The following is a 25,024-nucleotide window of genomic DNA, read 5'->3' on the forward strand; positions in this document are numbered from 1 at the left end:
GTAAACGATCGCGTATACTTGCCTCATGGACTCGACCGTGAGTACGACGGCCACGGCACCCCGGGGGCGAGGGCGCGGCGGGCGGGAACGCATCCTGTCCGCCGCCGCTCGGCTCTTCGCGACCCAGGGCATCGGCGCGACCGGCATGGAACAGGTCGCCGAGGAGGCGCCAGTGTCCAAGCGGACGCTCTACGCGCACTTTCGCACCAAGAACGACCTGGTCATCGCCCACTTGCAGGGCCTGGCACGGTCGGGGGCGACCTTGGAAGGCGTGCTGACCCGCGAGGACCTCCCTCCGCGTGAGCGGATCCGCAGGTTGTTCGACCAGCCGGTGACGGAGGCGGCTCCGGTGCGGGGGTGCCCGTTCATCGATGCCGCCGCGGAGTTCCCCGACCCGGACAGTGCGGTGCACTCCTACGCCCGGGAGCAGAAGCTGCGCATGGTGCGACTGATCGCCGCGGTGGTGACGGAGCTGGGCTGCCAGGAACCCCTTCCACTCGCCGAGCAACTGGCCACCCTCGCCGACGGGGCGGCCAGCCGTGCCATGGTGCTGGACGAAGCGGACTACGGCCGACACGCACGGGCGGCGGCGGAGATCCTCCTCGATCGGGCTTTGCCGGGACCGCCCGGGAAGTGCTGACGAGCTGCTCGTTGGTCCGCATCCGTCGTCGCCCGACGCACCGTGGGTCCCGGCCGGTCTCCGGCCCCCACGGCCCGCCGGGCGACCGACCCGGTACGGCCGACCGCCCCGCCCTCCGCTCTCAGTTGTCCGCCACCCGCAACGCCCTTCCCGTACCGGCGACCGCCACCGCCCCGTCCCGGTCCGTGCGCAGCACCCTCGCCCCCTGGGCGCGCAGGGCCGTGACCGTGCCGGGTGCGGGGTGGCCGTAGGTGTTGTCCTCGCCGCAGCTGACGAGTGCCAGGCGTGGGGCGACTTCCCGCAGGAACGCGAAGTCCTGGTGGGCGGAGCCGTGGTGGGCCACCTTCAGGACGTCGACGCCCGTCAGCCCCGCTGCCGCCGGGGAGCGTGCCAGTTCCCGCTGGGCCGGGGGTTCCAGGTCGCCGAGGAGGAGCAGGCGTATGCCCGCCGTCCGGACCAGGAGGGTGACGCTGGCGTCGTTGGCGCCGCCCTCCGTGCCCGGTGCGGTGGTCGTCGGGGCGCTCGGTGGGCTGGGCGGGGGCCAGACCACCTGCCAGGACAGCGGGCCGGAGCGTCGCTGCTCTCCGGCTGCCGCCTGCCGCAGAGGGATGCCCCGGGAGGCCGCCTGCTCGCGGACGGACTCGGCCTGGTCCGCGGGCTCCTCCAGCGCCGTCGTCTCGATCGCGCCCACCGTACGGCCCCGCAGCACCCCGGGCAGTCCGGCCACGTGATCGGCGTGGAAGTGGGTCAGCAGCACGAGGGGGACGCGGGTGATGCCGAGTGAGCGCAGGCAGTGGTCGATCAGGGTGGGGTCCGGGCCCGCGTCCACGACCACGGCCGTCCCCTCCCCCGCCGCGAGGACCAGCGCGTCGCCCTGGCCCACGTCGCACATCACCATCCGCCAGCCCGGTGGGGGCCAGCCCTTGATCACCCTGGCCAGCGGGGGCGGCTGCACCACCACGAGGATCAGCAGCAGGGCACAGAGGCCGCACCACCACGGGTGCCGCAGCAGACGTCGGCCGACGAGCAGCAAGCCCACCGTGACGAGGGCGAGCAGCGCCGCCCCGGCCCAACTGCCCGGCCAGTCCACTCCCGCGCCGGGCAGCGCGGCCCCGGTACGGGCGATCCGCGCGATCCACCCGGCAGGCCAGCCTCCGCACCAGGCCAGGGACTTGGCCAGCGGCATCGCCACCGGCGCCGTCGCCAGCGCCGCGAACCCCAGCACCGTGGCGGGGGCCACCGCGAACTCCGCCAGCAGGTTGCACGGCACTCCGACCAGGCTCACCCGCTCCGACAGCACGACGACGACCGGCGCGCACACGGCCTGTGCGGCGCCCGCGGCGGCCAGCGCCTCCGCGAGCCGGGGCGGTACCCGGCGCCGGACCAGGGCCGCGCTCCACCGTGGGGCGAGCGTGAGCAGCGCCCCGGTGGCCAGCACGGAGAGCAGGAAGCCGTAACTGCGGGCCAGCCAGGGGTCGTACAGCACCAGCAGCAGTACCGCCGTGGCCAGCGCCGGGAGCAGTGATCTGCGGCGTCCGGTGGCCAGGGCGAGCAGGGCGACGGAGCCGCAGGCGGCCGCCCGCAGCACGCTCGGGTCGGGTCGGCACACGACGACGAAGGCGAGCGCGAGCACTGCGCCGAGCAGCGCGGTCGTCCGCAGGTGCAGGCCGAGGCGGGGCGCCAGGCCCCGGCGCTCGCTGCGCTGGGCCAGCCCCGGGGGCCCCAGCAACAGGGCCAGCACGATCGTGAAGTTGGCCCCGGACACGGCCAGGGTGTGCGTCAGGTCGGTCTCCTTGAACGCCTCCTCCAGGTCCGGTGTGACGCGTGAGGTGTCGCCGACGACCAGGCCCGGCAGCAGCGCCCTCGCGTCGGTCGGCAGGTCCTCGGTCGCCTCGCGCAGGCCGGTCCGCAACCGGCCCGCCAGCCGCTGTGCCGCCGAAGGCCTCGACACCGACATCGGTGCCTGCCGGCCCGCCTGTACGCGCAGCACCGCGGCGATCCGGTCGCCGCGGTTCCTCGGGGGCGACAGGCGGGCGGTGACGCGGAGCCGTGTGGTCGGCAGCAGGTTCAGCCAGCGGGAGGGCGCGGGTGGGGTACGGGACCGCTGCCCGCCCTCCTCGCCGACGTCCACGAGTACGAGGACCGGCGTTCGGGTCGTCACCGCCGTCCCGCCCGGCTCGGTCACCTGCCGCACCTCGGCCTCGATCAGCACCGACGGCGGCACGGCGCGGTCGCCGCGGACGCGGGGGCGGGCGAGGCGGGGGTCGGCCGTGACCTCCACCTCGGCGGTGACGGTGGCGTACCGCCGCGCCAGCTCGGGCACGGGCCCTCGCTCCAGGTCCGCGCCGTGCAGTGCGGCCGAGGTGGCGGACGCGGCGACACAGAGGAGCAGGGCGGCGACCGGCACGCGGGACCGCCCGCGCGGCGGCACCAGCAGCAGGGCCCCGGCCAGGAGCAGGGCGCCCGTCACCACGCCCGCCGCCCAGCCGTCCGGCACGTCCGGCATCAGTGCCGCCGTCGCCCAGGCCGCGAGGGCGGGTGGGACCAGGCGCAGGTCCGCGGGGCCCTCCTGCCGGGGGTGGGCCGCGCCCAGCCGGTGACCGGAGGCGGCGTGCACGGCCGCCCTCGGTGGCGTCGTGCGCGGCGCTTCCGGGCCGTCGAGCGCGGCCGGCCGGTCCAGCCGGTTCACGCCCGTCAGGTCGGTGCTCATGGCCGCACGAGATCCCGGAGGTCGGCGAAGCGGCGCTCGCCGATGCCGTTGACCTCGCGCAGTTCGTCCACGGAACGGAAGCCGCCGTGCTGGGTGCGGTAGTCGACGATGTGCTGGGCGAGGACCGGGCCGACGCCCGGGAGGGTGTCGAGCTGGTCGAGGGTCGCGGTGCTGAGGGAGACCGGTGTGGCGGGCGCCGCGCCCGCCGGCCCGCCGGGCGCCGCCCCCGCTCCGGGTGGGGCCCCCGCGCCCGGTGGCGGCGCGGGTGCCCCGACGATCACCTGTTCGCCGTCCACCAGGAAACGGGCCCGGTTCAGTCCGTCGGTCTTCGTGCCGGGCCGCACGCCTCCGGCGGCTCGCAGGGCGTCCGCGACGCGGGAACCGGCCGGAAGGCTGTGCACGCCGGGGTCGCGGACCTTGCCGCCGACGTCCACCACGATCTCGGGTCCGGCCGTGGTGGTGGGCGCGGCCTTGGGCTTCGCCCCGCCGGCCGTGGCGCGGTCTCCGGTCGGCGGGCCCGGTTTGCCCGCTCCGTATGCCGCCGCCTCCCGCACCACCTCGGGTGCCGCCACCGGCTGGGTGCGGCCGGACCAGAAGTGCTGCACCGCGAAGACCGCCGCCACGACGAGCAGCACCGAGAGCGCGGCCACGCTGCGCCGCTCCAGCCCGCACCGCGTCTGCAGCCACAGGGGCATCCGCTCCCGCAGCGCCTGCCCGGTCCGCTCCCGCCAGGTCGTCCCGGCGCCTTCGGAGAGAGCGACGACGGTGTGAGTGTTGCTGTTGGTGTTGATGCCGGTGCCGGTGCCGGTGCCGGTGCCGGGCGGAGCATCGGGGCCGGGTGGCGGTGGGCCCTTCCCCGACTCCCCCTGCGCGCCCCCGGGTCCGGCCCGGTCGGGCTCCTCGGTGCGCCCGGCGAACAGTGCCTGCGCCCTCCGTCGCAGTTCCTCCGGCGGCGGGTGCCGACGGCCGTGCCGGGCGTGGGACCGGGGACGGGCGTAGGTGCGGGAGCCGGGTGCGCGACGGTGGCCGAGGCGGCCGTCGGAGGCCGGCGCGCGGCCGGGGCCGCTGGTCGCGGACGCGGTGCGTGAGCGTGATCGAAGAGCCATGCGACGAGGATCGGGCACCTCGGCACAGTCGCGATGATCATGGTCGGTTTCCGGGGACTACCCACGGGTTGTGGAGAACTCCCCCACCCCCACGGGTGGCACGGCAGCGCCCACCGCGCCCCTCGCACACCGCCCCGGCACACACGTAGCCGCCCGGGCCACCGTCACCGCGACGAAACCACAACCCCCAGCAGCCCGGGCCCCGTATGTGCCCCGATCACCGCGCCGACCTCGCTCACGTGCAGGTCGGCCAGCCCGGGCACCCGGTCCCGAAGGCGGTCCGCGAGCGCCGACGCGCGGTCCGGGGCGGCGAGGTGGTGGACGGCGATGTCGACGGGCGCCCCGCCCGCCCGGTCCGCGACGATCTCCTCGAGCCGCGCGATGGCCTTCGATGCCGTCCGGACCTTCTCCAGGGGCTCGATGCGGCCGCCCTCCAGCTGAAGCAGCGGCTTCACGGCGAGGGCGGAACCGAACAGCGCCTGGGCCGCCCCGATCCGGCCGCCGCGGCGCAGGTAGTCCAGGGTGTCGACGTAGAAGTACGCCGAGGTGCCCGCGGCCCGTTTCTCGGCGGCCGTGACGGCCTCGTCCACCGTGCCGCCCGTCTCCGCCGTCTCCGCGGCGGCGAGCGCGCAGAAGCCGAGGGCCATCGCGATCATGCCGGTGTCCACGACGCGCACGGGGACGGCGGCGTCACGCGCCGCGACGACGGCCGCGTCGTGCGTGCCCGAGAGTTCGGCGGAGAGGTGGAGGGAGACGATGCCGTCGGCGCCGGAGTCGGCGATCCGGCGGTAGGTCTCGGCGAAGAGTTCGGGGCTGGGGCGGGAGGTGGTGACCGGCCGGCGTTTCTGCAGGGCCTGGGCCAGTGAGCGGGTCGAGATCTCGGTGCCCTCTTCCAGGGCCCGGTCGCCGAGAACGACGGTCAGGGGCACCGCGGTGATGTCGTGCCGCTCCATCGTCCGGGCCGGGAGGTAGGCCGTTGAATCCGTGACGATAGCGACATGGCGGGACATGAGCTGGAGGTTACCTGGCGTAGTGCCCGTACGGCAGTCCGACCCCGGGGGCCGGGCGTCCACCGGGCCGTGATCGGGTGACCGGGCCGGTCCCGGCCGTTCCGGTCGCGTGCGGGCCGGTGAGGTCAGGTCGTGCTCTCCGGGCGGGCCTTCTTCTGCCAGGGGTACACGGGGTTCGCGGCGGGCGGGGTGATGGCGGGGCGGGCAGGCTCCCGCGCCGGGCCCTGCGCCGGGGCGTCCGGCCAGGTCTGCCGGGTGGACGGGGCGTCGGCGGGCGGGGCCTCGGGCCAGGACGGCGGCGCGGCGGCCGGACCCTCCCCCGCTCCGGTCCCGGGCTCCGCCTCCGTCGTCATCCAGTGCCGCAGGGCACCGGCTTCCACGTCGATCTGCGCGCTCAGCGAGTCCAGGTCGTCGTCCGCGAAGCGGCGGGCACGGTCGCGGGCCGCCCAGCGCAGCGCCTCCGCCGACCGGGCGATGCGCTCGGTGCGCTCCCGCAGCCCGGGGAGGCGCTCGGCGAGCGTGGCACGGTCCGGCTCGGACTCCAGCCGCCGCAGCTCGCCGTCCAGTTCGAAGCCGTGGGCGCTGAGCCGCTCGAAGAGGGCGAGGGACTCCTTGAGGGACTCGTCCTCGGCCACGCGCGCGTGGAGCGCGTCCTGCGTGGCCCGCATGGACGTGCGCAGCGTCAGCCGCAGTTGGGCCAGCTCCGCCGCCGGACCCACCTGGACCAGGGACTTGGCGCGGAGGGTGTGGTCCTCGACGGTCCGGCGGGCCTGGGTGATGCCGCGGTCCACGCTGCGCTTGGCGGCGCCGACCGCCTTCACCGTGGCATAGACGCCCAGCACTACGGCGAGCAGGAAAAGCAGGGCGAAGACGGTGAGCGCTGCTTCCACGGGGCTCCTCCTCCGAGCGTCCGGCCCGCGGGCCGGCAGGCCACGGCGCGGCACCCGTCGTGCCGCTCTTCCACGGTAAACGCAACGGGCAGGCCCAGGGTTCCGCAAGAACCCCGAACCTGCCCGTACCGGACCCTGAACCGACCCGTAGGGGACGCCCCCGAGCACGCTCAGTGAGCCGAACACCCTGAGGACAGCACGCCGAGCGAGCCGAACGCCCTGGGCACCCCGCTCGGCCCCGCCCTCAACCGCCTACGCCGGGACGATGTTCACCAGCTTCGGCGCCCGCACGATCACCTTGCGGACCCCGGCGCCGCCCAGTGCGGCCACGACCTTCTCGTCGGCCAGCGCCGCCTTCTCCAGGTCGTCCTCGGAGATGGACGGTGCGACCTCCAGCCGCGCCTTGACCTTGCCCTTGATCTGCACGACGCAGGTCACGGTCTCGTCGACGACGTAGGCCGGGTCGGCGACCGGGAAGTCCTGGTGGACCACCGAGTCGGTGTGCCCCAGCTTGCGCCACAGCTCCTCGGCGACGTGCGGGGCCAGCGGAGCGACCAGCAGCACCAGGCGCTCGGCGACGGACCGCGGGACCGGGCCCCCAACCTTGGTCAGGTGGTTGTTCAACTCGGTGACCTTGGCGATGGCGGTGTTGAACCGCATGCCCTCCAGGTCCTGCCGTACGCCGTCGACGGCCTTGTGCAGGGCGCGCAGGGTGTCCTCGTCGGCCTCGGTGTCGACGACGGTCACCTCGCCCGTCGCCTCGTCGACGACGTTGCGCCACAGCCGCTGCAGCAGCCGGAACTGGCCCACCACCGCGCGCGTGTCCCACGGCCGGGACACGTCCAGCGGGCCCATCGCCATCTCGTACAGGCGCAGGGTGTCGGCTCCGTACTCGGCGCAGATCTCGTCGGGGGTGACCGCGTTCTTCAGGGACTTGCCCATCTTGCCCAGCAGCCGGGAGACCTTCTCGCCCTGGTAGAAGTACGCGCCGTCGCGCTCCTCGACCTCGGCGGCGGGCACCGCGATGCCGCGGCTGTCGCGGTAGACGTAGGCCTGGATCATGCCCTGGTTGAACAGCTTGTGGAACGGCTCGGCCGAGGAGACGTGCCCCAGGTCGAACAGGACCTTGGACCAGAAGCGCGCGTACAGCAGGTGCAGCACGGCGTGCTCGGCGCCGCCGACGTACAGGTCGACGCCGCCGTGCGGCAGGCCCTCGCGCGGGCCCATCCAGTACCGCTCGATCTCGGGGTCGACCAGTCGCTCGCTGTTGTGCGGGTCCAGGTAGCGCAGCTCGTACCAGCAGGAGCCGGCCCAGTTGGGCATGGTGTTGGTCTCGCGGCGGTACTTGCGCGGGCCGCGGCCGTCGCCCAGGTCCAGGGTGACGTGGACCCAGTCCTCGTTGCGGGACAGCGGGGTCTCGGGCCGGGTGTCGGCGTCGTCCGGGTCGAAGGTGCGCGGGGAGTAGTCCTCGACCTCGGGCAGCTCCAGCGGCAGCATCGAGGCGGGCAGGGGGTGGGCGATGCCGTCCTCGTCGTAGACGATCGGGAAGGGCTCGCCCCAGTAGCGCTGCCGGCTGAACAGCCAGTCCCGCAGGCGGAAGTTGACGGTGCCCTCGCCGGCGCCGGTGCGCTCCAGCCACTCGGTGACGCGCTCCTTGGCCTCGATGACGCCCAGGCCGTCCAGGGAGACGTCGGCGCCGGCGGAGTTCACGATCTTCGCGTCGTAGGAGGCGAACGCCTCGTCCCACGTCGACGTGTCGGTGGAGCGGCCGTCGGTCGGCTCGACGACGCAGCGGATCGGCAGTTCGAAGGCGCGCGCGAACGCGAAGTCGCGGGTGTCGTGCGCCGGGACGGCCATGATCGCGCCGGTGCCGTAGCCCATCAGCACGTAGTCGGCGATGAAGACCGGGACCTGCTCGCCGTTGACCGGGTTGGTCGCGTACGCGCCGATGAAGACACCGGTCTTGTCCTTGGCCTCGGCCTGCCGCTCGACGTCGGACTTCGAGGCGGCCTGCGCGCGGTACGCGGCGACGGCCTCGGTCGGGGTGGCGCTGCCGCCGGTCCAGGCGTCGTGCGTGCCCTCGGGCCAGGCGTCCGGGGTGAACTTCTCAACCAGCGGGTGCTCGGGCGCCAGCACCATGTAGGTGGCGCCGAACAGGGTGTCGGGGCGGGTGGTGAAGACGGTGATGCGCTCGCCGTCGACGGGGAAGTCGACGCGGGCGCCCTCGGAGCGGCCGATCCAGTTGCGCTGCTGCAGCTTGATCGCCTCGGGCCAGTCCAGCGCGTCCAGGTCGTCCAGCAGCCGGTCGGCGTAGGCGGTGATGCGCATGTTCCACTGGCGCAGCTTGGACTTGAAGACGGGGAAGTTGCCGCGCTCGGAGCGGCCGTCGGCGGTGACCTCCTCGTTGGCCAGCACGGTGCCCAGTCCGGGGCACCAGTTGACGGGCGCGTCGGAGGCGTAGGCCAGGCGGAACTCTCCCAGGGCGTCGGCGCGCTCGGCCTCGCTCAGGGTGCTCCACGCGCGCCCGGCGTGGCCCGGGACCTCCCGCTCACCGGATTCGAACTGCGCGACCAGCTCGGTGATCGGGCGGGCCTTCCCCGCCTCGTCGTCGTACCAGGAGTTGAAGATCTGCAGGAAGATCCACTGGGTCCACTTGTAGTACTCGGGGTCGATCGTGGCGAACGACCTGCGCTTGTCGTGGCCCAGGCCCAGCCGGCGCAGCTGGGCCTTCATGTTCTCCATGTTGGCCTCGGTGGACGCGCGCGGGTGCGTGCCGGTCTGCACGGCGTACTGCTCGGCGGGCAGGCCGAAGGCGTCGAAGCCCAGGGTGTGCAGGACGTTGTGGCCGGTCATCCGCTGGAAGCGGGCGGAGACGTCGGTGGCGATGTAGCCCAGCGGGTGGCCGACGTGCAGGCCCGCACCGGAGGGGTACGGGAACATGTCCATGATGAACTTCTTGGGCTTGGCGACCAGCTCCGGGTCGCCCGCCAGGTCACCCTTGGGGTTCGGTGCGGCGTACGTCCCCTCGGCGTCCCAGAAGTCCTGCCAGCGTGCCTCGATCTCGGCGGCCACGGCGGCCGTGTAGCGGTGCGGCGCGGCGTCCGCCGTCACGGGGGCGGTCGCCGCGGGGTTCGTCTCGCTCATGATCCTCAAAGCTCCATCGATCGTCTCTGCCAGCGGCTGCGACATTCATGACCAGCGGCTGCGATTGCCGGGAAATGAAAAATCCCCTCGCACAGGAGGGGACGCCGCGCCGATTCCGGCCACCGGACTACGACCGGGGTCGGGACTGATCAGCGCGGCTCGCTAAGCAGAAGGCGTACGGCACGCATGGCGTCAGGGTACCGCAGTCGTCGATCGGGCCGCGACGGGCTTCCGCCCACCGGAATGCGGGGCGCGGAACCCGGAACCCGGAGCCACGTCTGAACGAAGGTCAAAGGTTACTTCGCGTAACGACTGCTAAAGGACATCATCACGAGCAGACTGTCGTTTGATAACAACGCAATAACTCAAACCTCGTACTCGCGGGTATGGCGCCACTTAGAGTGCGGCAGCGGGACCGCTTTCCCGAACCGCTCCGGAGTCGCCCCCATGAACCCTCCCCCGATCCACCCCCGCGACGACAGCTCACCGCCGTCCCTCACGTCCCTGACGCGGGGAGGTCTGTCGGCATGACGAACGACAGCACGGTGGACGACACGTTCGCCCAGTTCCTGGACTTCGGCGCCGGCGTCCTCTCCCTCGTCCTCCTCAGCTGCTCGGTGATCTGGGGTCTGCTCGCCCAGGACCGGATCGTCCTCGACACCCGGCAGCGGATCCTGGCCCAGGCGGTGCACCGGACCACCGCGGTCGCCTCGGTCGTGTTCCTGCTGGTCCACATCGTGGTGAAGCTGGTGCTCGACCACACCACCTGGGTCGCCGCGATCCTCCCGTTCGGGCTCCTGGCCACGGACGACGAGGAGTTCGGCGGCCGGGCCGTCCTCATCGGCTTCGGCACCCTGGCCAGCATGCTCATGATCTTCGTGGGCGTCACCGGCGCCCTGCGTAACCGCTTCGCCTCCCCGGCTCCCGTGGCCGCCCGCTGGCGGGCCATGCACATGCTGGCCTACCCGGCGTGGTGCCTGGCCCTGCTGCACGGGCTCTACGCGGGTCGCGCGGCGAAGCCGCTCTTCACCGTCCTGTACGCCCTGTCGGTGCTCGGCGTCATGGGGGCTCTGGCGCTGCGCGCGGCGCCCCGCCCGGTCAAGCGCAAGGTCGCCGACCGGATCACGGGGCTCCTCGGAACCGGGGAGCGGCCGGTTCGCGAGGAGTGGGCGGAGAGGAGAGACACCTCCGCCCTGCCGGGCCACGAGCGGGCCGGGGCCCCGCGCTCGCGCGGCGCGTCCCCGTCCGCCCCGCTGTACGAACCGGCGGAGCGCCTCACCTCCCCGGAGCCCGCGGGCGGCTTCGCGGCGGCCTACCGTGCGGTGTCCGGCCCCTCGGGCGCCCCCGGCCGCCGCTGACGGCCGACCCGGCCGCGTCGGCCCCGCCGTCCCCGGACAGGTGGCCCACCGAGGCGATGCCCCTCGTGGACGGCGGCGGCAGCACCTCGGGCAGCTGGCCCATACCCTCGCCGCCGCCGGTCGGAGAGGCCCCCCGGTCGGTCTACGACCCGCTGGGCGACACGGGGCACACCATCCCCGTCCACGGCGCCCCGGACACCTCGGCGCACTCCTCGGGCTACGGCTCGAGTGACGTGTACGACACACGTGAGACGAACGCGGTGTACGACGCGTATTACCCCGACGACAGGTACAACAGCGGTCCCACCCCCGAACCAACCCCCGGTGCGCCGTCGTCGTCCCACGACTTCGACGCACCGGGTTCCGGTGAACCCTGGAACACGCCTTCCGGAGGCTTTAATTGAACGAGGCCCTGCCCGACGTCCCGGAGGTCCGCGTGGTCGGGCTTCCCCAGCTCACGTCGGGCTTCGACCTTGTCGAGCGGCTGGATCTGCCGATGCACCTCAAGGTGCACGGTCCGCTCGAACCGCTGGGCGGGGAGCAGCTCGCGCAGCTCTCCGAACGCATCAACCTGAAGGGCCGCGGCGGCGCGGGCTTCCCCTTCCACAAGAAGCTGCGCTCGGTCGCCGAGGCGGCGATCAAGCGCGGTGTGCGGCCGGTCGTGGTCGTCAACGGCAGCGAGGACGAGCCGGCCTGCCGCAAGGACACGGTGCTGATCAACCGTGCCCCGCACCTGATCCTGGACGGCGCGCTGCTGTGCGCCGAGGCGATGGGCGCCCGCACGCTGGTCATCGGGGTCACCCGCGAGTCCACGCAGCGCTCCATGGAGGCGGCCCTCGCCGAGCGCGGTCTGAGCAACGGGCGCCGGTCCGCCCTCCGCGCGCGCGTGCAGCGCAACCCGGTGCGCATGGTCACCGGCGCGGCGGCGTCGCTGGTCCGCTCCATCGACGGCGGCCCGGCGATCCCGCCCGGCCGCAAGGTCAGCGCCTCCCGCAGCGGCGTCGGCGGCGCACCGACCCTGCTGTCCAACGCCGAGACCTTCGCCCAGCTGGCGATCGCCGCCCGCATCGGCCCGGAGCGCTACGGCCACACCGGGCTGTACGACGAGCCGGGCACCGTGATGCTCACGGTCTCCGGCGCGGTGGCCCGCCCGATGGTGATCGAGGTCCCGACGGGTGTGCCGCTGCGCTACGTCCTCCAGTTGGCGGGCGCCCCGCCGGTGCCGCAGGGCGTGCTGACGGGCGGCTACCACGGCAAGTGGATCGACGCGGCGACCGTCGACGAGGCGATCGTCTCCCGCAACTCCCTGCAGCAGGTGGGCGGCTCGCTCGGCGCGGGCGCGATCCTGCCGATCGGTCAGGACACCTGCCCGCTGGGCGAGTCGCTGCGGGTGGCGCAGTGGCTGGCCGAGGAGAGCGCGGGCCAGTGCGGCCCCTGCTACCTGGGACTGCCGGCCGCCGCGCGGGGCCTGGAGGACATCCTGAACGGCGGTGGTCCGGCCGCCCTGGAGGCGGTCAGGCAGGTCGCGAGGAACGTGAAGCGGCGCGGCGCCTGCTCGCACCCGGACGGCTCGGCGATGTTCCTGGAGTCGACCGTCGAGGCGTTCACGGACGACCTGGCCGCACATGTCCTCGGCAACGGCTGCGGACGGCCCGTGGAGGGCGTCCTGCCGCTCTTCGAGGGGGGCGGGGGCCCCACCGGCATCCCGGGAGGCGGAGAGGAGAACGGCCCCAGCCGCCAGAAGATCTTCGTCGACTGGACGCTGTGCCGGGGCCACGGGCTGTGCGCGGACATCCTGCCGGAGGTCTTCCAGCTCGGCGCCGACGGCTTCCCGACCGTCGCGCAGGCCGAGGTGCCGCGTTTCGCGGAGGCCAAGGCGGTGCGGGCGGTGCGCCGCTGCCCGGCGCTGGCGCTGCGCATCGAGGAGGACACCCGCGCGCAGGCGCCGTCCTCGCGCGCCCACCTGCCGGTGCTGTCCCAGGGCCGCGGACGCCGGGCGCTCGGCCGCTGAGGCCACGGACGCCGAAACCCCCCGGATCAGGGATCCGGGGGGTTTCATTGAACTGTGGAGCTAAGGAGAATTGAACTCCTGACCTCCTGCATGCCATGCAGGCGCTCTACCAACTGAGCTATAGCCCCTTGTTGTCCGCCGCCCGGTCTCCCCGGCGGCGACGCCAACATTACACGGTCGACCGGGCACAACACCAAATCGTTTCCGCTTCGCCCGCTTCGCCCTCTTGCGGGCTCGTCACGCCGTCACGCCGTCACGCCGTCACGAAGGAGTAGAACCGCTTGAGCGTGCAGTGCTCCTCCAGGAGCCGGCCGTAGATCGGCTCGCCCTCGAGTTCGCGGTACGTCTCGATGGGGTCGCCCTTTATGATCAGCGCCCGCGCGCACTCCTCGCACCAGTACTGGTAGTCGGGGTTCAGGGGTTCCATGTCGCGCACGATGGGCGTGCCGCTGCCGCACCAGTCGCACTTTCGCCTGTGTGCACCCATCGATCAGCTCCAGCTGTGGCCGCAGGCCGTGCACACGTAAGAGATTCCGCCGTTGTCGCCGAGGACCTGGGCCACGTGCCCGGAACCGCAGGAGGGGCAGCTGAGACGGGTGGCCGTGTTCCTCGCCACCGCTCCGCCGAGGAGGTGGCCGACCTCCTCGAGGATGCTCCCAGGCATCGCCACTCCCTCCCGTCGGGTCGCGGTCCCTTCCGGCCGTTTGATTCTGCCACGACCGGGCCAATACGGTCAGCGACGCCTCAGTACCGTTCCGGACACGGAGTTCCACCGGTCTATACGCCTGTGGAACGCCTGTTGCTCAAGTGGACGCAGACGAAAAATCCCGCCCCCCGAAGGGGACGGGATTCGTCCGTGGGCTGTGGAGCTAAGGAGAATTGAACTCCTGACCTCCTGCATGCCATGCAGGCGCTCTACCAACTGAGCTATAGCCCCTGGTGCCACGCGACCCGGGCCGCATGGTCCTCTTCGTTCGTTCCGCTCGGCGGGGCGAACAAGAAGAACTTTAGCCTGCGACCTGCCGGAAAGTGAAATCCGGGTCCCGGGCCCGCCGGGGCGGCTCAGTCGTCGTCGCCGAGCACCGGTTCCGGCAGCGTGCCGGCGTTGTGCTCGAGCAGCCGCCAGCCGCGGGCGCCCTCGCCGAGGACGGACCAGCAGCAGTTGGTGAGGCCGCCGAGGCTCTCCCAGCTGTGCGGCTCCAGGCCGAGCAGGCGGCCGATGGTGGTGCGGATCGTGCCACCGTGGCTGACCACGACGAGGGTGCCGTCCTCGGCGAGCTTCTCGGCGTGCCGGAGGACCACCGGGGCGGCACGGTCGGCGACCTCGGTCTCCAGCTCGCCGCCGCCGCGACGCACGGGCTCGCCGCGCTTCCAGGCCGCGTACTCGTCGCCGTACCGGGCGATGATCTCCTCGTGGGTCAGGCCCTGCCAGGCGCCCGCGTAGGTCTCCCGCAGGCCCTCCTCCAGGGTGACCTGGAGGCCGGTGAGCACGGCCAGCTCGGCGGCCGTGTTCGCGGCGCGTGCGAGGTCGGAGGCCACGATCGCGTCGGGCCCCAGGTGCACCAGCAGCTGGGCCGCGCGGCGGGCCTGGGCGACGCCGGTCCCGGTCAGCTCGACGTCCGTGCTGCCCTGGAAGCGGCGCTCCACGTTCCACGCGGTCTGGCCGTGCCGCCAGAGGATGATCCGCCGGCCGCGACCCGGCTTCTGGGCCGTCACCTCACCGGTGGCGCTCATCGCCAGTCCTCGTCGGTCCGCGTCGCCTCCTCGGCGGCCTGGAGCTTGGCGTGCTCCTCCGCCTTGCCGCGGGTCTCCTTGGCGTCGGTGGGCAGCTCCAGCTCGGGGCAGTCCTTCCACAGCCGCTCCAGGGCGTAGAAGACGCGCTCCTCGCTGTGCTGGACGTGGACGACGATGTCGACGTAGTCGAGCAGGACCCAGCGGGCCTCGCGGTCGCCCTCGCGGCGCACCGGCTTGGCGCCCAGCTCCTTGTTCAGCCGCTCCTCGATCTCGTCGACGATCGACTTGACCTGGCGGTCGTTGGGCGCGGAGGCCAGCAGGAAGGCGTCCGTGATCGACAGCACGTCGCTGACGTCGTAGGCGATGATGTCGTGCGCGAGCTTGTCGGCCGCCGCCTGGGCGGCGGCGTTGATGAGTTCGATGGAGCGGTCGGTCGCGGTCACTGCCTGGCTTTCGGGTCGGCGGTCGGTTGACCTCAAGGGTCTCACGACCGCCGACGGCGGCCCACGCGACGATCGCCCAGGCGACGATCGCCCGCCGCTACGACGCCGGCTTGTAGTCCTGGCCGAGGACCACCGAGACCCGCGCGTTCGAGGAGACCTTCCCCTGGGAGACGGAGTCGGCGGACAGGCCGAGGGTCTTGGCGACCTGGACGGCGTTCTCCTTGTCGGCGGCCTCCGCGTAGACGACCTCCGAGGTGGCCTCGGTGCCGGAGGCGGTGCCGCCCGACACGAAGGTGAAGCCGCCGTTGAGGAGGACGACGCGGGCCTTGCCGGTGCGGTCCTCCTCGCCGGTGGCGTTGCGGACCCAGACGCTGACGGCGGCGTCCTTGTCGGGGCTCTTGGCGGTGCCGCCGAGGACGTCCTTGACGACGCTGTCACTGGCCTCGGCGCTGAGCCCGCCGTCGTCCTGGACCGGCAGCAGCGCGGTCTTGAAGTCGCCGCCCTTGGCGCGGTCGGAGAGCCCGGCGAGGAAGGTGCCGAGGTCCTTCTCGGTCAGCGGCGGGTCGAGGATCATGCCCAGGGTCTGGACGGTGGTCGTCGCGGCCTGCGGATCGGAGGACAGCTTGCGCAGCACCCCCTGCACGACCTGCCCGAACCGCTGCAGTTGCGCGTTCGCGTCCTCGCCCTTGGCGCTGTAGGTGGCGTAGGCGACGGCCATCTTGCCGCTGAGGGTCTGGCCCTCACCCTTGTGCACGAGGGGCGCGGCGTCCTTGTCCTTGGACTCCGGGTCGGGCACGTCGGCGTCGGTGTCGACGTCGATGTTGCCGACGAGGTCGACGAGGATCTGGAGGTAGGGCGTGTCCAGGCGCCAGGTGCCCTCGATGTCGGTGCCGAGGGCGGAGTCGAGGGCGGTGCGGGTCGCGTCGGGGCCCCCGTCGTCGACGGACTTGGCGAGCGTGGTGGTGCTGCCGTCGTCGCCGGTCAGCGCGAGCGCGTTGGGCACCAGCACGGCGGTGCCCCGCTTGGTGGTGGTGTTGTTCACGAGCAGCGCGGTGGAGGTGCCGCCGCCGTTGGTGTCGTGCAGGTGGACGGCGATCACGTCGCGCTTCTGGGCGCCGGCCGCCTCGGTACCGCCGCTCTTGTCGTCGGAGGAGGACAGCCCCGGCAGCTTCCCGGCGTACCAGAGGTAGCCGACGCCGCCGACCGCGACCAGCGCCAGGACGACGACCAGGGCGACGACACGCGTGCGTGCCCGGCGTCGGGCCTCCTCGCGGCGTTCGGTGCGGTTCTCCGTGAACTTCATCCAGTCGATGACGTCCTCGGAGTCGCCGGCCGGCTCCTCGACGAAGGCGAACTGCTCGGTCCGGTAGTCCCCGCCGGGTTCGGCGGCGTCGGCGGGACCGGTCGCCTCCCGTTCCTCGGGCGGGCCCGCCTGCTGCGGGATGTGGGCGCTCTGCTCGGCGACCCGGGGCTGCGGGCCGCTCGTCGCGGCCCGGCCGTACGGGTCGTACGGCTGCTCCGCCGCGGTTCCGCCGCCGTGCCCGCCGGGGGCGTGGGCGTCGTAGACGCCGTAGTCGGGGACGGGCTGCTGCTGACCGGTGTCGTAGCCGCCGGGGACGGGCTGCTGCTGACCGGTGTCGTAGCCGCCCTGGGAGCCGTAGGGGTCGTAGGGCTGCTGGGCGGCGGGCTGCTGTCCGCCCGCGGTGTACGGGTCGTAGCCGTAGCCCTGCTGCCCGTACTGCTGCCCCTGGTGCCCCTGCTGCTGCCCGTACGGGTCGTACTGCTGCCCGCCGGGCTGGGCCGGGACCTGCCCCTGCCCCTGCCCCTGGGCCTGGCGGTAGACGGGCCGCCCGTACTCGTCGTAGCCGACGAGCTCGTACTGGTCGTCGCCGTATCCCGCGTCGTATCCGTCGTTCACCGGTGCCCCTCTCGGCTCACTCGCCGCGGTACAGCTGGCGTTTGTCGATATAGCGCACGACTCCGTCGGGCACCAGGTACCAGACGGGATCGCCCTTGGCGACTCTCGCACGGCAGTCCGTGGAGGAGATGGCGAGGGCGGGGACCTCGACGAGCGAGACACCGCCCTTGGGGAGTCCGGCGTCCGTGAGGGTGTGGCCGGGCCGGGTGACGCCGATGAAGTGGGCGAGGGAGAAGAGCTCCTCGCTGTCGCGCCAGGTGAGGATCTGGGCGAGGGCGTCGGCGCCGGTGATGAAGAAGAGGTCGGCGTCCGGGTTGAGTGCCCGCAGGTCGCGCAGGGTGTCGGCGGTGTAGGTGGGGCCGCCGCGGTCGATGTCGATGCGGCTGACCGAGAACTGCGGGTTCTCGACGGTCGCGACGACCGTCATCAGGTAGCGGTCCTCGGCCGCGGACACCGCGCGGTGGCTCTTCTGCCACGGCTGCCCGGTCGGCACGAACACCACCTCGTCGAGCTGGAACTGCGCGGCGACCTCACTGGCCGCCACCAGGTGTCCGTGGTGGATCGGGTCGAAGGTGCCGCCCATGACGCCCAGTCGGCGCTTGCCCGACGGGCCGTTGCCCGGACCGGTGGCGCGGGCGGGCACCGCGTTCTGCGTGCCACGCGCCGGCGCGTGCGCCGGGCCGACAGGCGTGTCCTGCTCTCCCATGCGAGCAGACCCTACCGGCCCCGCCGGGTCGGCCCGGCCGCGCCCACGGCGCCGGGTGCTCAGCGGTCGCGGTTGAACCGGGTGGTGATCCACAGCAGGAGCAGCAGGATGATGAACGCACCGAAGCCGGTGACGTAGGGGCTGAGGCTCTCGTGGTTGCCGCCGTGCTCCTCGCCGCCCTCGGCGGCGAGGGTGACGAACTGGGCGGCGCTGAGGGGAAGGCTCATCTTCGACAGGACCTATCCGGTGTGGGCGGGACAAGACGTCCGCTCATCGTATGCGGGCGTCTCGCGGGCGATCACGCCGACTCCGCCGTTGGGGACGGATCGCGGCCCCCGGTACGCGGTGCCGGGGAACCTTCGGATCGCCTCAGTCGTCCTTCTGCTTGTACCCCCGCAGCAGGAACCACGCGGTCAGCACGCAGCCCACCACCATGACGATCAGGACGATCCGGAGCAGATTTCCCGCCCCCTGCTGCTCGGCGGCGGTCGCGGCCCCGGCGAGCCAGTCGGCGTGGGGGGTGTGCTGCATGGCGTGGACTCCTTCGACGTACTGCCCGTCCACGGTATCTCCGCCTAGGCTGAGCGCGGCTCCGGGGGCGCAAAGGGCCGCACAAGGGTTCGCAAAGGCCAGACATACGCACAGGCCACACACACGCACATGGGGGAAGACATGTCCGACGGCCACCACAACGGGCACGAGAACGTGCCGAGCAGGCAGCGCAGGCGCTTCCCCGGAATCTCCTCGCGTGCGTACGAGCATCCGGCCGACCGCAGTGCCCTGGTGGCGCTGCGCAAGCTGAGCGGCTTCGACACGGTCTTCAAGGCGCTCAGCGGCCTGCTGCCCGAGCGGAGCCTTCGGCTGCTGTTCCTGTCCGACTCGGTGCGCGTCTCGGACCGGCAGTTCGCCCATCTGAACGTCATGCTGCGCGACGCCTGCTACATCCTGGACCTGGAGAAGGTCCCGGCGATGTACGTCAACCAGGACCCGAAGCCGAACGCGATGTGCATCGGCCTGGACGAGCCGATCATCGTCGTGACCACGGGTCTGGTCGAGCTGCTCGACGAGGAGGAGATGCGCGCGGTCGTCGGGCACGAGGTCGGGCACGCGCTGTCCGGGCACGCGGTCTACCGGACGATCCTGCTCTTCCTGACCTCCCTCGCGGTCCGGGTCGCCTGGATTCCGCTGGGCAACGTGGCGATCATGGCGATCGTGACCGCGCTGCGCGAGTGGTTCCGCAAGTCCGAGCTGTCCGCCGACCGTGCGGGCCTGCTGGTGGGCCAGGACATCCAGGCCTCCATGCGGGGCCTGATGAAGATCGCGGGCGGCAACCACCTGCACGAGATGAACGTGGACGCGTTCCTGGAGCAGGCCGAGGAGTACGAGGCGGGGGGCGACCTGCGCGACTCCGTGCTGAAGATCCTGAACGTGCTGCCGCGCACCCATCCGTTCACCACGGTGCGGGCCGCCGAGCTGAAGAAGTGGGCGGCCTCCCGGGAGTACCAGCGGATCATGGACGGCCACTACCCGCGCCGTGACGAGGACGGGGACACCTCGGTCCGCGACTCCTTCCGGGAGTCGGCGTCCAGCTACGCCACGCATGTGCGCGGCTCCAAGGACCCGCTGATGAAGCTGGTCAACGACATCGCGGGCGGCGCCGGCGACCTCGGCGACCGGATGCGGCGGGGCTTCGGCGGCTTCACGTCCTCCCAGCCGAGGCCGCCCAAGGACGGGGGCGGGCCGGCGGACGGCCCCGAGGGCTCCAGGGGCTCCGAGGGACCTGAGGGTCCCGGCGGCGGTCCGGAGTCTCCGCGGGACGGCTCACCGCGCGACGGCGCCTGATCCCGGCCCGCCGCCCGCTCACACCTTCGGCTGGGCGCTCGCCGCGAGGCTGCCGCACAGGGCGGAGGGGTGGCCGGAGGTGTACGGGTCGGTGCCGGCGGGTGTCCCGGACCCGGCCGTCTGCCCGGCCAGCAGCGGGCGGAGGTGGTTGGCCGAGTCCCCGGTGCAGGAGAGCGGCCCGGCCTGGACGTAGGAGGCGATGAGCTGCGTCTGGCGCAGCCGCAGGTTGTCCCGGTCGAAGCGGAAGTGCAGCTCGCGCCGGACGGTGAACAGCGACGTCCGGGCCCGGGCGTCGCCGGCCGGTCGCAGCGCGTACACCATGGTGTGGTCGGTGGTGATCTCCAGCGAGGAGGCGTCGCCCTCCACGGCCCGCATGCTGCCGTCCACCCGGATCCCGGGGTCGGCCAGCTCGGTGCGGGCCGGGTCGAAGCGGATCAGCCACCCGGTGGGCTCGTGCCGGCCGTCCGGCGCGGGTCTCGCGAAGCTGTCGTCGAACTGGTGGAGCTGGTCCGGGTCCAGCAGCACCCGCACCGACCGGACCTCCCCGCCGCCGAGGACGTCCGGGTCGAGCGCCGAGCGGCGGATGTAGTCCTTGGCGATGGTGAGGGCGCTCATCACCTGGTCCTCGGAGAAGTGCTCCGTGCGCCGGGCCCCGGGCAGGGGGATGCCCTGGGCCGCCGTTCTGAAGTGCGCGGCGGGACTGTGCGCGTACAGGAACGCGGTGTCGTCGGCGCCGGGCACCCGGTCCCGGGGTGCGAGCGGGACGACGGTCATCCGCACCGGTTCCGCCGCCCGCTGCCCGGCGGAGCTCTGGTAGGGGTGCCGTACGCCCATGAAGATGGCGGTGCCGAAGGCCACGGCGATCAGTACGACGAGGATCAGCGCCTGCCGGGACAGTCCGGCCCGGCGCAGGGGCGGGCGTCGGCGTACGGCCGGGGCGTGGTCGGTGATGCGCTCCTGGGCGGAGAACTCCTGGAGGCGGGCAGCGCGGACGAACGACTCGTCGAAGACGACGGATCGGTACTCGTCCTCGCCGCCTCCGGGGGCGCCGTCGGGCGTTCCTCCGGGCGGACCGCCAAGCCCTGCCATACCTTCAGAGTGGGTCTGCGGAAGGTCGGGTAAACGCGCCGCTACAGGTCAAGTTGGGACAGCTTGCCGTGCGTTGGACGGGCAGGTCAGGGGCTGCGCGGCAGCACCGAGACGGCGGGCTGGGAGTAGTCGGCGGAGGCCGAGGGCGTCACGGCGCCGCTCTGTTCGGGGCCGGTGGAGGCGGGTGGGGGCACCTGCTGCGGGCCGCTGCCCGAGGAGGCGCCCCGGTAGACGGCCACGAAGGCCAGCGCGACCATGCCGATGCCCATGGCGAGGGCGAGTATCCAGGCCACGGGCCGGTGCCAGCGGACCTGCCGGCCGTAGGCCGCGGGAGCGCCGTACGGGCGGTCGAGGGGGTCGCGGTCGTCGTCCGGGTCGTCGAGGTCGGGATCATGGCCGAAATCACCGTACCCGTCGTCGTAGCGGTCGGCTCTCCTGCGGCCTCGACGGGCCGCTTCCGCCTCGGTGGCCTCGGCTCGGGCCTCCGCGGCGGCCAGGAGGCGTTCGACGGCGGTCGGCTCGTGCACCGCGGCCGCCCGTACGAAGGCCTCGTCGAAGACCACGGAGGCGAACTCTTCGTCCGACACCCCGCGGTCGTGTTCGTCGTCGGGCTCCCAGCCATCAGGGAACGGCCTACCCCCCACGTCCTCCGGCACGGCTCCAGAGTAGACCTGGGGGGTCGTTTTGGGCAGACGGCGGGGAAATTCATCCGGTGGGTGAGATGCCCCGTTCGGTGCGTCTGCCGTCCGCGGTCAGCGGCGTACGTGTCCGTCGCCGGTGACGATGTACTTGGTGCTGGTCAGCTCCGGCAGCCCCATGGGGCCCCTGGCGTGCAGCTTCTGTGTGGAGATGCCGATCTCGGCGCCGAAGCCGAACTGGCCGCCGTCGGTGAAGCGGGTGGAGGTGTTCACCGCGACGGTGGTGGAGTCGACCAGTTGGGTGAAGCGGCGGGCGGCCTGCTGCGAGGTGGTGACGATGGCCTCGGTGTGGCCGGAGGTCCACAGCCGGATGTGCTCGACGGCCCGGTCCAGGGAGTCGACGACGGCCGCGGCGATGTCGTACGACAGGTACTCGGTCTCCCAGTCCTCGGGGGTCGCCTCGACGACGGTCGCCCGGGAGTCCTTGGCGTACGCCATCACGCGCTCGTCGGCGTGCACGGTGACCCCGGCCTCGGCGAGGGCGTCCAGCGCGCGGGGCAGGAAGTCGGCGGCGATGTCCTGGTGGACCAGGAGGGTCTCGGCGGCGTTGCAGACGCTGACGCGCTGGGCCTTGGAGTTGACCAGGATGTCGACGGCCATGTCGAGGTCGGCCTGCGCGTCGACGTAGACGTGGCAGTTGCCGGTGCCGGTCTCGATGACGGGGACGGTGGACTCCTGGACGACCGTGTTGATCAGCGAGGCGCCGCCGCGCGGGATGAGCACGTCGACCAGGCCGCGGGCCCGCATCAGCTCGCGCACGCTCTCGCGGCTCTCGCCGGGCACCAGCTGCACGGCGTCGGCGGGCAGCCCGGCCCCGCCCACGGCGTCGCGGACCACCCGGACCAGGGCGGTGTTGGACTGGTAGGCGGAGGAGGAGCCGCGCAGCAGGACCGCGTTGCCGGACTTCAGGCACAGGGCGGCGGCGTCGACGGTGACGTTGGGCCGGCCCTCGTAGATGATGCCGACCACGCCGAGCGGCACGCGGACCTGGCGCAGGTCGATGCCGTTGGGGAGGGTGGAGCCGCGCACGACCTCCCCGACCGGGTCGGGCAGCGCGACGACGTCGCGCACGTCGGACGCGATGGCGCGGACCCGCTCCGGGGTCAAGGTGAGCCGGTCGACGATGGCCTCGCTGGTCCCGGCGGCGCGGACCTTGGCCACGTCCTGGGCGTTGGCCTCGACGATCTCGCTCGTACGGACCTCCAGCGCGTCGGCGACGGCGAGCAGCGCGTCGTCCTTCGCCGCCCGCGGCAGCGGCGCGAGGTCGGCCGCGGCGGACTTGGCCCGGTAGGCGGCCCGGGTGACGGGTGACATCGAGTCGTACGGCGAGAGCGTGGTCATGGGGGAAGCGTAATGGGCCGGGCGGGGCCGCCCGGGGGGTGTTCCGAAGCCCGAGACACACGCCTTCCGCGCGCGCCGGTTCTGGGGGCCGGGCTCGGCGCCGGCGGCCGGTGGGGCCTGCCCCGGGACTAGAACGGGTGGACGCCGACCGGGGTCGCGGGTGCCGGGCCGTATCCGGCGGCGATGCGCTGGTGGTAGGTGGCCCGGTCGATGACCTCCAGGCCGACGATCTCCCAGGGTGGGAGCCCCGCGGTCTGGCGGTGCTCGCCCCACAGGCGCAGGGCGACGGCGGCGGCGTCGTGGAGGTCGCGCGCCTCCTCCCAGTACCGGATCTCCGCGTGGTCGTCGGCGTATCTGCTGGTCAGCAGGAAGGGGTGGTCGTGCGCGAGTTGTTCGAGCGCCCGGCGCACCTCGGTGAGCGGGGCGCGTGCGCCGGAGACGCTGAGGGTGACGTGCCACAGGCGCGGGGTGTGCTCGGGCTCCTCGCCCCGGAAGCGGTCGCCGGCCGCGACGCTGGTGAGGGCGCGCTCCTCGCCCGGCGCGCGGTTCGCGCCCCGGGCGCCGCCGGGGCGCGCGCCGGTGCCGCCGCGGGTCCCGGAGCCGCGGGACGCGGTGCCACCGCGGGACGCCGGGGGCCCAGGGCGTACTCCGCTCACGACGGCCTCCTTCACGCACACGGCTCGGCCCGGTGGTCGGCCGGGCTTGTCCCTGAGGAAAGTTGAGCAGGCCGCGCGGGATCGCGGGGCGGTTTTGCGGAACGTCCACCACCGATTCGGGGACGTTTCGACCGATTACGGGTGCAGGATCACCAGATCGTCCCTGTGTACGACCTCGCGTTCGTACGCGGGTCCGAGTTCGCGCGCCAGTTCCCGCGTGGAGCGGCCGATCAGCCGGGGCATCTCCTTGGCGTCGAAGTTGACCAGTCCCCGGGCCACCGCCCGGCCGGTGCCGTCCCGCAGTTCGACGGGGTCCCCCGCGGCGAACTCGCCCTCGACGCCGGCGATCCCGGCCGGCAGCAGCGACTTGCGGCCGTCGACGACCGCGCGTACGGCGCCGTCGTCGAGGACGATCGCCCCCTGCGGGGCGGAGGCGTGCTGGAGCCAGAGCAGCCGGTCGGCGAAGCGCCTGCCGGTGGCGTGGAAGTACGTGCCGGTGTCGCCGCCGGCCAGGGCGTCGGCCGCGTGGACGGCGCTGGTCAGCACCACGGGGATGCCCGCGGCGGCGGCGATCCGGGCCGCCTCGACCTTGGTGGCCATACCGCCGGTGCCGACCCCGGCCTTGCCCGCGCTGCCGATGTCGACGCCCGCGAGGTCGGTCATGTCCCGCACCTCGGCCAGCCGGGAGGTGCCGGGCCTGCTCGGGTCGCCGTCGTACACGCCGTCCACGTCGGACAGCAGCACGAGCAGGTCGGCGCGGACCAGGTGGGCGACGAGGGCGGCGAGGCGGTCGTTGTCGCCGAAGCGGATCTCGTCGGTGGCGACGGTGTCGTTCTCGTTGACGATCGGGAAGGCGCCCATCGCCAGCAGCTTGTCCAGGGTGCGGGAGGCGTTGCGGTGGTGGGCGCGGCGGCTCATGTCGTCGCTGGTCAGCAGCACCTGGCCGACGCGGACGCCGTAGCGGGCGAAGGAGGCGGTGTAGCGGGCGACCAGCAGCCCCTGGCCGACGCTGGCGGCGGCCTGCTGGCGGGCCAGGTCCCTCGGACGGCGGCGCAGGCCCAGCGGGGACAGTCCGGCGGCGATGGCGCCCGAGGAGACGAGGACGATCTCCTTGTCCGCGCCGCGGACCTTGGCCAGCACATCGACGAGCGCGTCGACCCGGTCGGCGTCCAGGCCGCCCGCCGCGGTGGTCAGCGAGGACGAACCGACCTTGACGACGATCCTGCGGGCCTCGCCCACGGCCCGCCTTGCCCCTGGCGTTGCCCCTGCCACGGCTCCGTCCGCCTCTCCCGTTCGACACGCGCCGATCCCTGCGCTCGCCCGGCAATCTACGCGACGGGGACCGCGCGCCGCACCAGAGTTCAAGCGGCGGACAGGGGGCGCGAAATCCGGCGGGCCCCGGCCGCTTCGCCGCGCCTTCTCCGCTCCTTCTCCGCTCCTGCTCCGTTGCTTCTCTGCTCCTGCTCCTGCTCCGCTGCTTCGCCGCCGTGCACTCCGCCCCCTTCGCGACCCGCTTCGCCGCCGTGGCTCTCCCCCCTTCACCGCCACGTGGAAGCCGCGCTCGCTGCCGCTCCGTCGCCCCTTGGAACGCGGATTCGCCACTCCTCCGCCGCCGCTTCGCCCGCCATGTTCTCCCGCCCCTTCGAAGCCGTACTCGCCCTCCCGTCGCCGCCGTGCTCTCCGCCGCGTTCCCACCGCGTCAAGGAGCCGTCTCGGCACCCGCGTGTC

The 25,024-nt window shown here is 73.1% G+C and carries 21 protein-coding genes, 2 tRNA genes and 1 pseudogene; 4 read left to right on the forward strand and 20 right to left on the reverse strand.

The features are described 5' to 3' along the window. Nucleotides 1-25: 25 nt before the first annotated feature. Complete coding sequence (locus tag BJ961_RS29665; protein ID WP_271415863.1) at nt 26-640, forward strand: TetR/AcrR family transcriptional regulator; 615 nt, start codon at nt 26-28, stop codon at nt 638-640. Nucleotides 641-761: 121 nt separating this feature from the next. Here BJ961_RS29665 and BJ961_RS29670 read toward each other — a convergent pair whose 3' ends face one another. From BJ961_RS29670 to leuS, 5 genes are all read right to left on the reverse strand, one after another. After that, on the reverse strand, nt 762-3,350 hold the full coding sequence (locus BJ961_RS29670) for a ComEC/Rec2 family competence protein (protein WP_271415864.1): 2,589 nt from the start codon (nt 3,348-3,350) through the stop codon (nt 762-764). Further along, the gene (locus BJ961_RS29675; protein WP_271415865.1) at nt 3,347-4,456 is read right to left on the reverse strand and encodes a helix-hairpin-helix domain-containing protein; all 1,110 of its coding nucleotides are present in this window, start codon (nt 4,454-4,456) and stop codon (nt 3,347-3,349) included. The genes BJ961_RS29670 and BJ961_RS29675 overlap by 4 nt, the downstream gene beginning before the upstream one ends. A 164-nt stretch (nt 4,457-4,620) precedes the next feature. Further along, entirely contained in the window at nt 4,621-5,466 is an 846-nt protein-coding gene (locus BJ961_RS29680) for a DegV family protein (protein ID WP_271415866.1), read from the reverse strand. A gap of 125 nt (nt 5,467-5,591) precedes the next feature. Then, complete coding sequence (locus BJ961_RS29685) at nt 5,592-6,356, reverse strand: hypothetical protein (RefSeq protein ID WP_271415867.1); 765 nt, start codon at nt 6,354-6,356, stop codon at nt 5,592-5,594. A 252-nt stretch (nt 6,357-6,608) separates the two neighbouring features. Then, complete coding sequence (leuS, locus tag BJ961_RS29690) at nt 6,609-9,500, reverse strand: leucine--tRNA ligase (protein ID WP_271415868.1); 2,892 nt, start codon at nt 9,498-9,500, stop codon at nt 6,609-6,611. Between the two features lie 527 nt (nt 9,501-10,027). Between leuS and BJ961_RS29695 the strand changes: the two are divergent. Both BJ961_RS29695 and BJ961_RS29700 read left to right on the forward strand, forming a co-directional pair. Further along, a pseudogene (locus tag BJ961_RS29695) lies at nt 10,028-11,262 on the forward strand (cytochrome b/b6 domain-containing protein). Continuing rightward, the gene (locus BJ961_RS29700) at nt 11,259-12,869 is read left to right on the forward strand and encodes an NADH-quinone oxidoreductase subunit NuoF family protein (RefSeq protein ID WP_271415869.1); all 1,611 of its coding nucleotides are present in this window, start codon (nt 11,259-11,261) and stop codon (nt 12,867-12,869) included. The pseudogene BJ961_RS29695 and the gene BJ961_RS29700 overlap by 4 nt, the downstream one beginning before the upstream one ends. A 55-nt stretch (nt 12,870-12,924) precedes the next feature. Here the strand turns inward: BJ961_RS29700 and BJ961_RS29705 are convergent. From BJ961_RS29705 to BJ961_RS29750, 10 genes are all read right to left on the reverse strand, one after another. Beyond that, nucleotides 12,925-12,997, reverse strand: a tRNA-Ala gene (locus BJ961_RS29705). 125 nt (nt 12,998-13,122) lie between these two features. Further along, nucleotides 13,123-13,356, reverse strand: a complete 234-nt coding sequence (locus tag BJ961_RS29710) for a hypothetical protein (RefSeq protein WP_019523121.1) — start codon at nt 13,354-13,356, stop codon at nt 13,123-13,125. 3 nt (nt 13,357-13,359) lie between these two features. Then, nucleotides 13,360-13,533 carry a hypothetical protein gene (locus BJ961_RS29715; protein WP_271415870.1) on the reverse strand — a complete coding sequence of 58 codons (174 nt, stop codon included), beginning with the start codon at nt 13,531-13,533 and terminating at the stop codon, nt 13,360-13,362. Nucleotides 13,534-13,733: 200 nt separating this feature from the next. After that, nucleotides 13,734-13,806 (reverse strand) — tRNA-Ala (locus BJ961_RS29720). A 125-nt stretch (nt 13,807-13,931) separates the two neighbouring features. Beyond that, a complete protein-coding gene (locus BJ961_RS29725) occupies nt 13,932-14,603 on the reverse strand; it encodes a histidine phosphatase family protein (protein WP_271415871.1) in 672 nt (223 codons plus the stop codon). After that, nucleotides 14,600-15,046, reverse strand: a complete 447-nt coding sequence (gene rsfS / locus BJ961_RS29730; protein WP_271415872.1) for a ribosome silencing factor — start codon at nt 15,044-15,046, stop codon at nt 14,600-14,602. The genes BJ961_RS29725 and rsfS overlap by 4 nt, the downstream gene beginning before the upstream one ends. A 97-nt stretch (nt 15,047-15,143) precedes the next feature. After that, nucleotides 15,144-16,964 (reverse strand): LCP family protein, encoded by a 1,821-nt coding sequence (locus tag BJ961_RS29735; protein WP_271415873.1) that lies wholly within the window; start codon nt 16,962-16,964, stop codon nt 15,144-15,146. Between the two features lie 16 nt (nt 16,965-16,980). After that, nucleotides 16,981-17,670 carry a nicotinate-nucleotide adenylyltransferase gene (nadD, locus tag BJ961_RS29740; RefSeq protein ID WP_271415874.1) on the reverse strand — a complete coding sequence of 230 codons (690 nt, stop codon included), beginning with the start codon at nt 17,668-17,670 and terminating at the stop codon, nt 16,981-16,983. Nucleotides 17,671-17,729: 59 nt separating this feature from the next. Next, complete coding sequence (locus tag BJ961_RS29745; RefSeq protein WP_271415875.1) at nt 17,730-17,897, reverse strand: hypothetical protein; 168 nt, start codon at nt 17,895-17,897, stop codon at nt 17,730-17,732. Between the two features lie 142 nt (nt 17,898-18,039). Next, nucleotides 18,040-18,201: a hypothetical protein gene (locus BJ961_RS29750; protein ID WP_271415876.1), complete on the reverse strand. Its 162-nt coding sequence runs from the start codon at nt 18,199-18,201 to the stop codon at nt 18,040-18,042. A 141-nt stretch (nt 18,202-18,342) separates the two neighbouring features. On the opposite strand from BJ961_RS29750, the gene BJ961_RS29755 reads away from it, so the two are divergent. Next, complete coding sequence (locus tag BJ961_RS29755) at nt 18,343-19,512, forward strand: M48 family metallopeptidase (protein WP_271417205.1); 1,170 nt, start codon at nt 18,343-18,345, stop codon at nt 19,510-19,512. Between the two features lie 18 nt (nt 19,513-19,530). Here the strand turns inward: BJ961_RS29755 and BJ961_RS29760 are convergent, their stop codons facing one another. The 5 genes from BJ961_RS29760 to proB form a co-directional block, all read right to left on the reverse strand. Next, nucleotides 19,531-20,601, reverse strand: coding sequence for an SCO2583 family membrane protein (locus BJ961_RS29760; RefSeq protein WP_271415877.1), 1,071 nt, complete (start codon nt 20,599-20,601; stop codon nt 19,531-19,533). Between the two features lie 86 nt (nt 20,602-20,687). After that, nucleotides 20,688-21,257: an SCO2584 family spore wall biosynthesis protein gene (locus tag BJ961_RS29765; protein ID WP_271415878.1), complete on the reverse strand. Its 570-nt coding sequence runs from the start codon at nt 21,255-21,257 to the stop codon at nt 20,688-20,690. A 96-nt stretch (nt 21,258-21,353) separates the two neighbouring features. Further along, nucleotides 21,354-22,640, reverse strand: a complete 1,287-nt coding sequence (locus tag BJ961_RS29770; protein WP_271415879.1) for a glutamate-5-semialdehyde dehydrogenase — start codon at nt 22,638-22,640, stop codon at nt 21,354-21,356. A gap of 128 nt (nt 22,641-22,768) precedes the next feature. Further along, on the reverse strand, nt 22,769-23,296 hold the full coding sequence (locus BJ961_RS29775) for a hypothetical protein (RefSeq protein ID WP_271415880.1): 528 nt from the start codon (nt 23,294-23,296) through the stop codon (nt 22,769-22,771). A 135-nt stretch (nt 23,297-23,431) separates the two neighbouring features. Next, the gene (gene proB / locus BJ961_RS29780) at nt 23,432-24,535 is read right to left on the reverse strand and encodes a glutamate 5-kinase (protein ID WP_271415881.1); all 1,104 of its coding nucleotides are present in this window, start codon (nt 24,533-24,535) and stop codon (nt 23,432-23,434) included. Between the last annotated feature and the right edge of the window lie 489 nt (nt 24,536-25,024).

The sequence above is a fragment of the Streptomyces lienomycini genome (assembly GCF_027947595.1).
Lineage (GTDB): Bacteria > Actinomycetota > Actinomycetes > Streptomycetales > Streptomycetaceae > Streptomyces > Streptomyces lienomycini.

What these genes read in the sequence shown, in the direction of transcription:
- BJ961_RS29665 (WP_271415863.1), top strand. Translation starts at nt 26, where the DNA reads ATGGACTCGACCGTGAGTACGACGGCCACGGCACCCCGGGGGCGAGGG.
- BJ961_RS29670 (WP_271415864.1), bottom strand. Translation starts at nt 3,350, where the DNA reads ATGAGCACCGACCTGACGGGCGTGAACCGGCTGGACCGGCCGGCCGCG.
- BJ961_RS29675 (WP_271415865.1), bottom strand. Translation starts at nt 4,456, where the DNA reads ATGGCTCTTCGATCACGCTCACGCACCGCGTCCGCGACCAGCGGCCCC.
- BJ961_RS29680 (WP_271415866.1), bottom strand. Translation starts at nt 5,466, where the DNA reads ATGTCCCGCCATGTCGCTATCGTCACGGATTCAACGGCCTACCTCCCG.
- leuS (WP_271415868.1), bottom strand. Translation starts at nt 9,500, where the DNA reads ATGAGCGAGACGAACCCCGCGGCGACCGCCCCCGTGACGGCGGACGCC.
- BJ961_RS29710 (WP_019523121.1), bottom strand. Translation starts at nt 13,356, where the DNA reads ATGGGTGCACACAGGCGAAAGTGCGACTGGTGCGGCAGCGGCACGCCC.
- BJ961_RS29715 (WP_271415870.1), bottom strand. Translation starts at nt 13,533, where the DNA reads ATGCCTGGGAGCATCCTCGAGGAGGTCGGCCACCTCCTCGGCGGAGCG.
- BJ961_RS29725 (WP_271415871.1), bottom strand. Translation starts at nt 14,603, where the DNA reads ATGAGCGCCACCGGTGAGGTGACGGCCCAGAAGCCGGGTCGCGGCCGG.
- nadD (WP_271415874.1), bottom strand. Translation starts at nt 17,670, where the DNA reads ATGGGAGAGCAGGACACGCCTGTCGGCCCGGCGCACGCGCCGGCGCGT.
- BJ961_RS29745 (WP_271415875.1), bottom strand. Translation starts at nt 17,897, where the DNA reads ATGAGCCTTCCCCTCAGCGCCGCCCAGTTCGTCACCCTCGCCGCCGAG.
- BJ961_RS29750 (WP_271415876.1), bottom strand. Translation starts at nt 18,201, where the DNA reads ATGCAGCACACCCCCCACGCCGACTGGCTCGCCGGGGCCGCGACCGCC.
- BJ961_RS29755 (WP_271417205.1), top strand. Translation starts at nt 18,343, where the DNA reads ATGTCCGACGGCCACCACAACGGGCACGAGAACGTGCCGAGCAGGCAG.
- BJ961_RS29760 (WP_271415877.1), bottom strand. Translation starts at nt 20,601, where the DNA reads ATGGCAGGGCTTGGCGGTCCGCCCGGAGGAACGCCCGACGGCGCCCCC.
- BJ961_RS29770 (WP_271415879.1), bottom strand. Translation starts at nt 22,640, where the DNA reads ATGACCACGCTCTCGCCGTACGACTCGATGTCACCCGTCACCCGGGCC.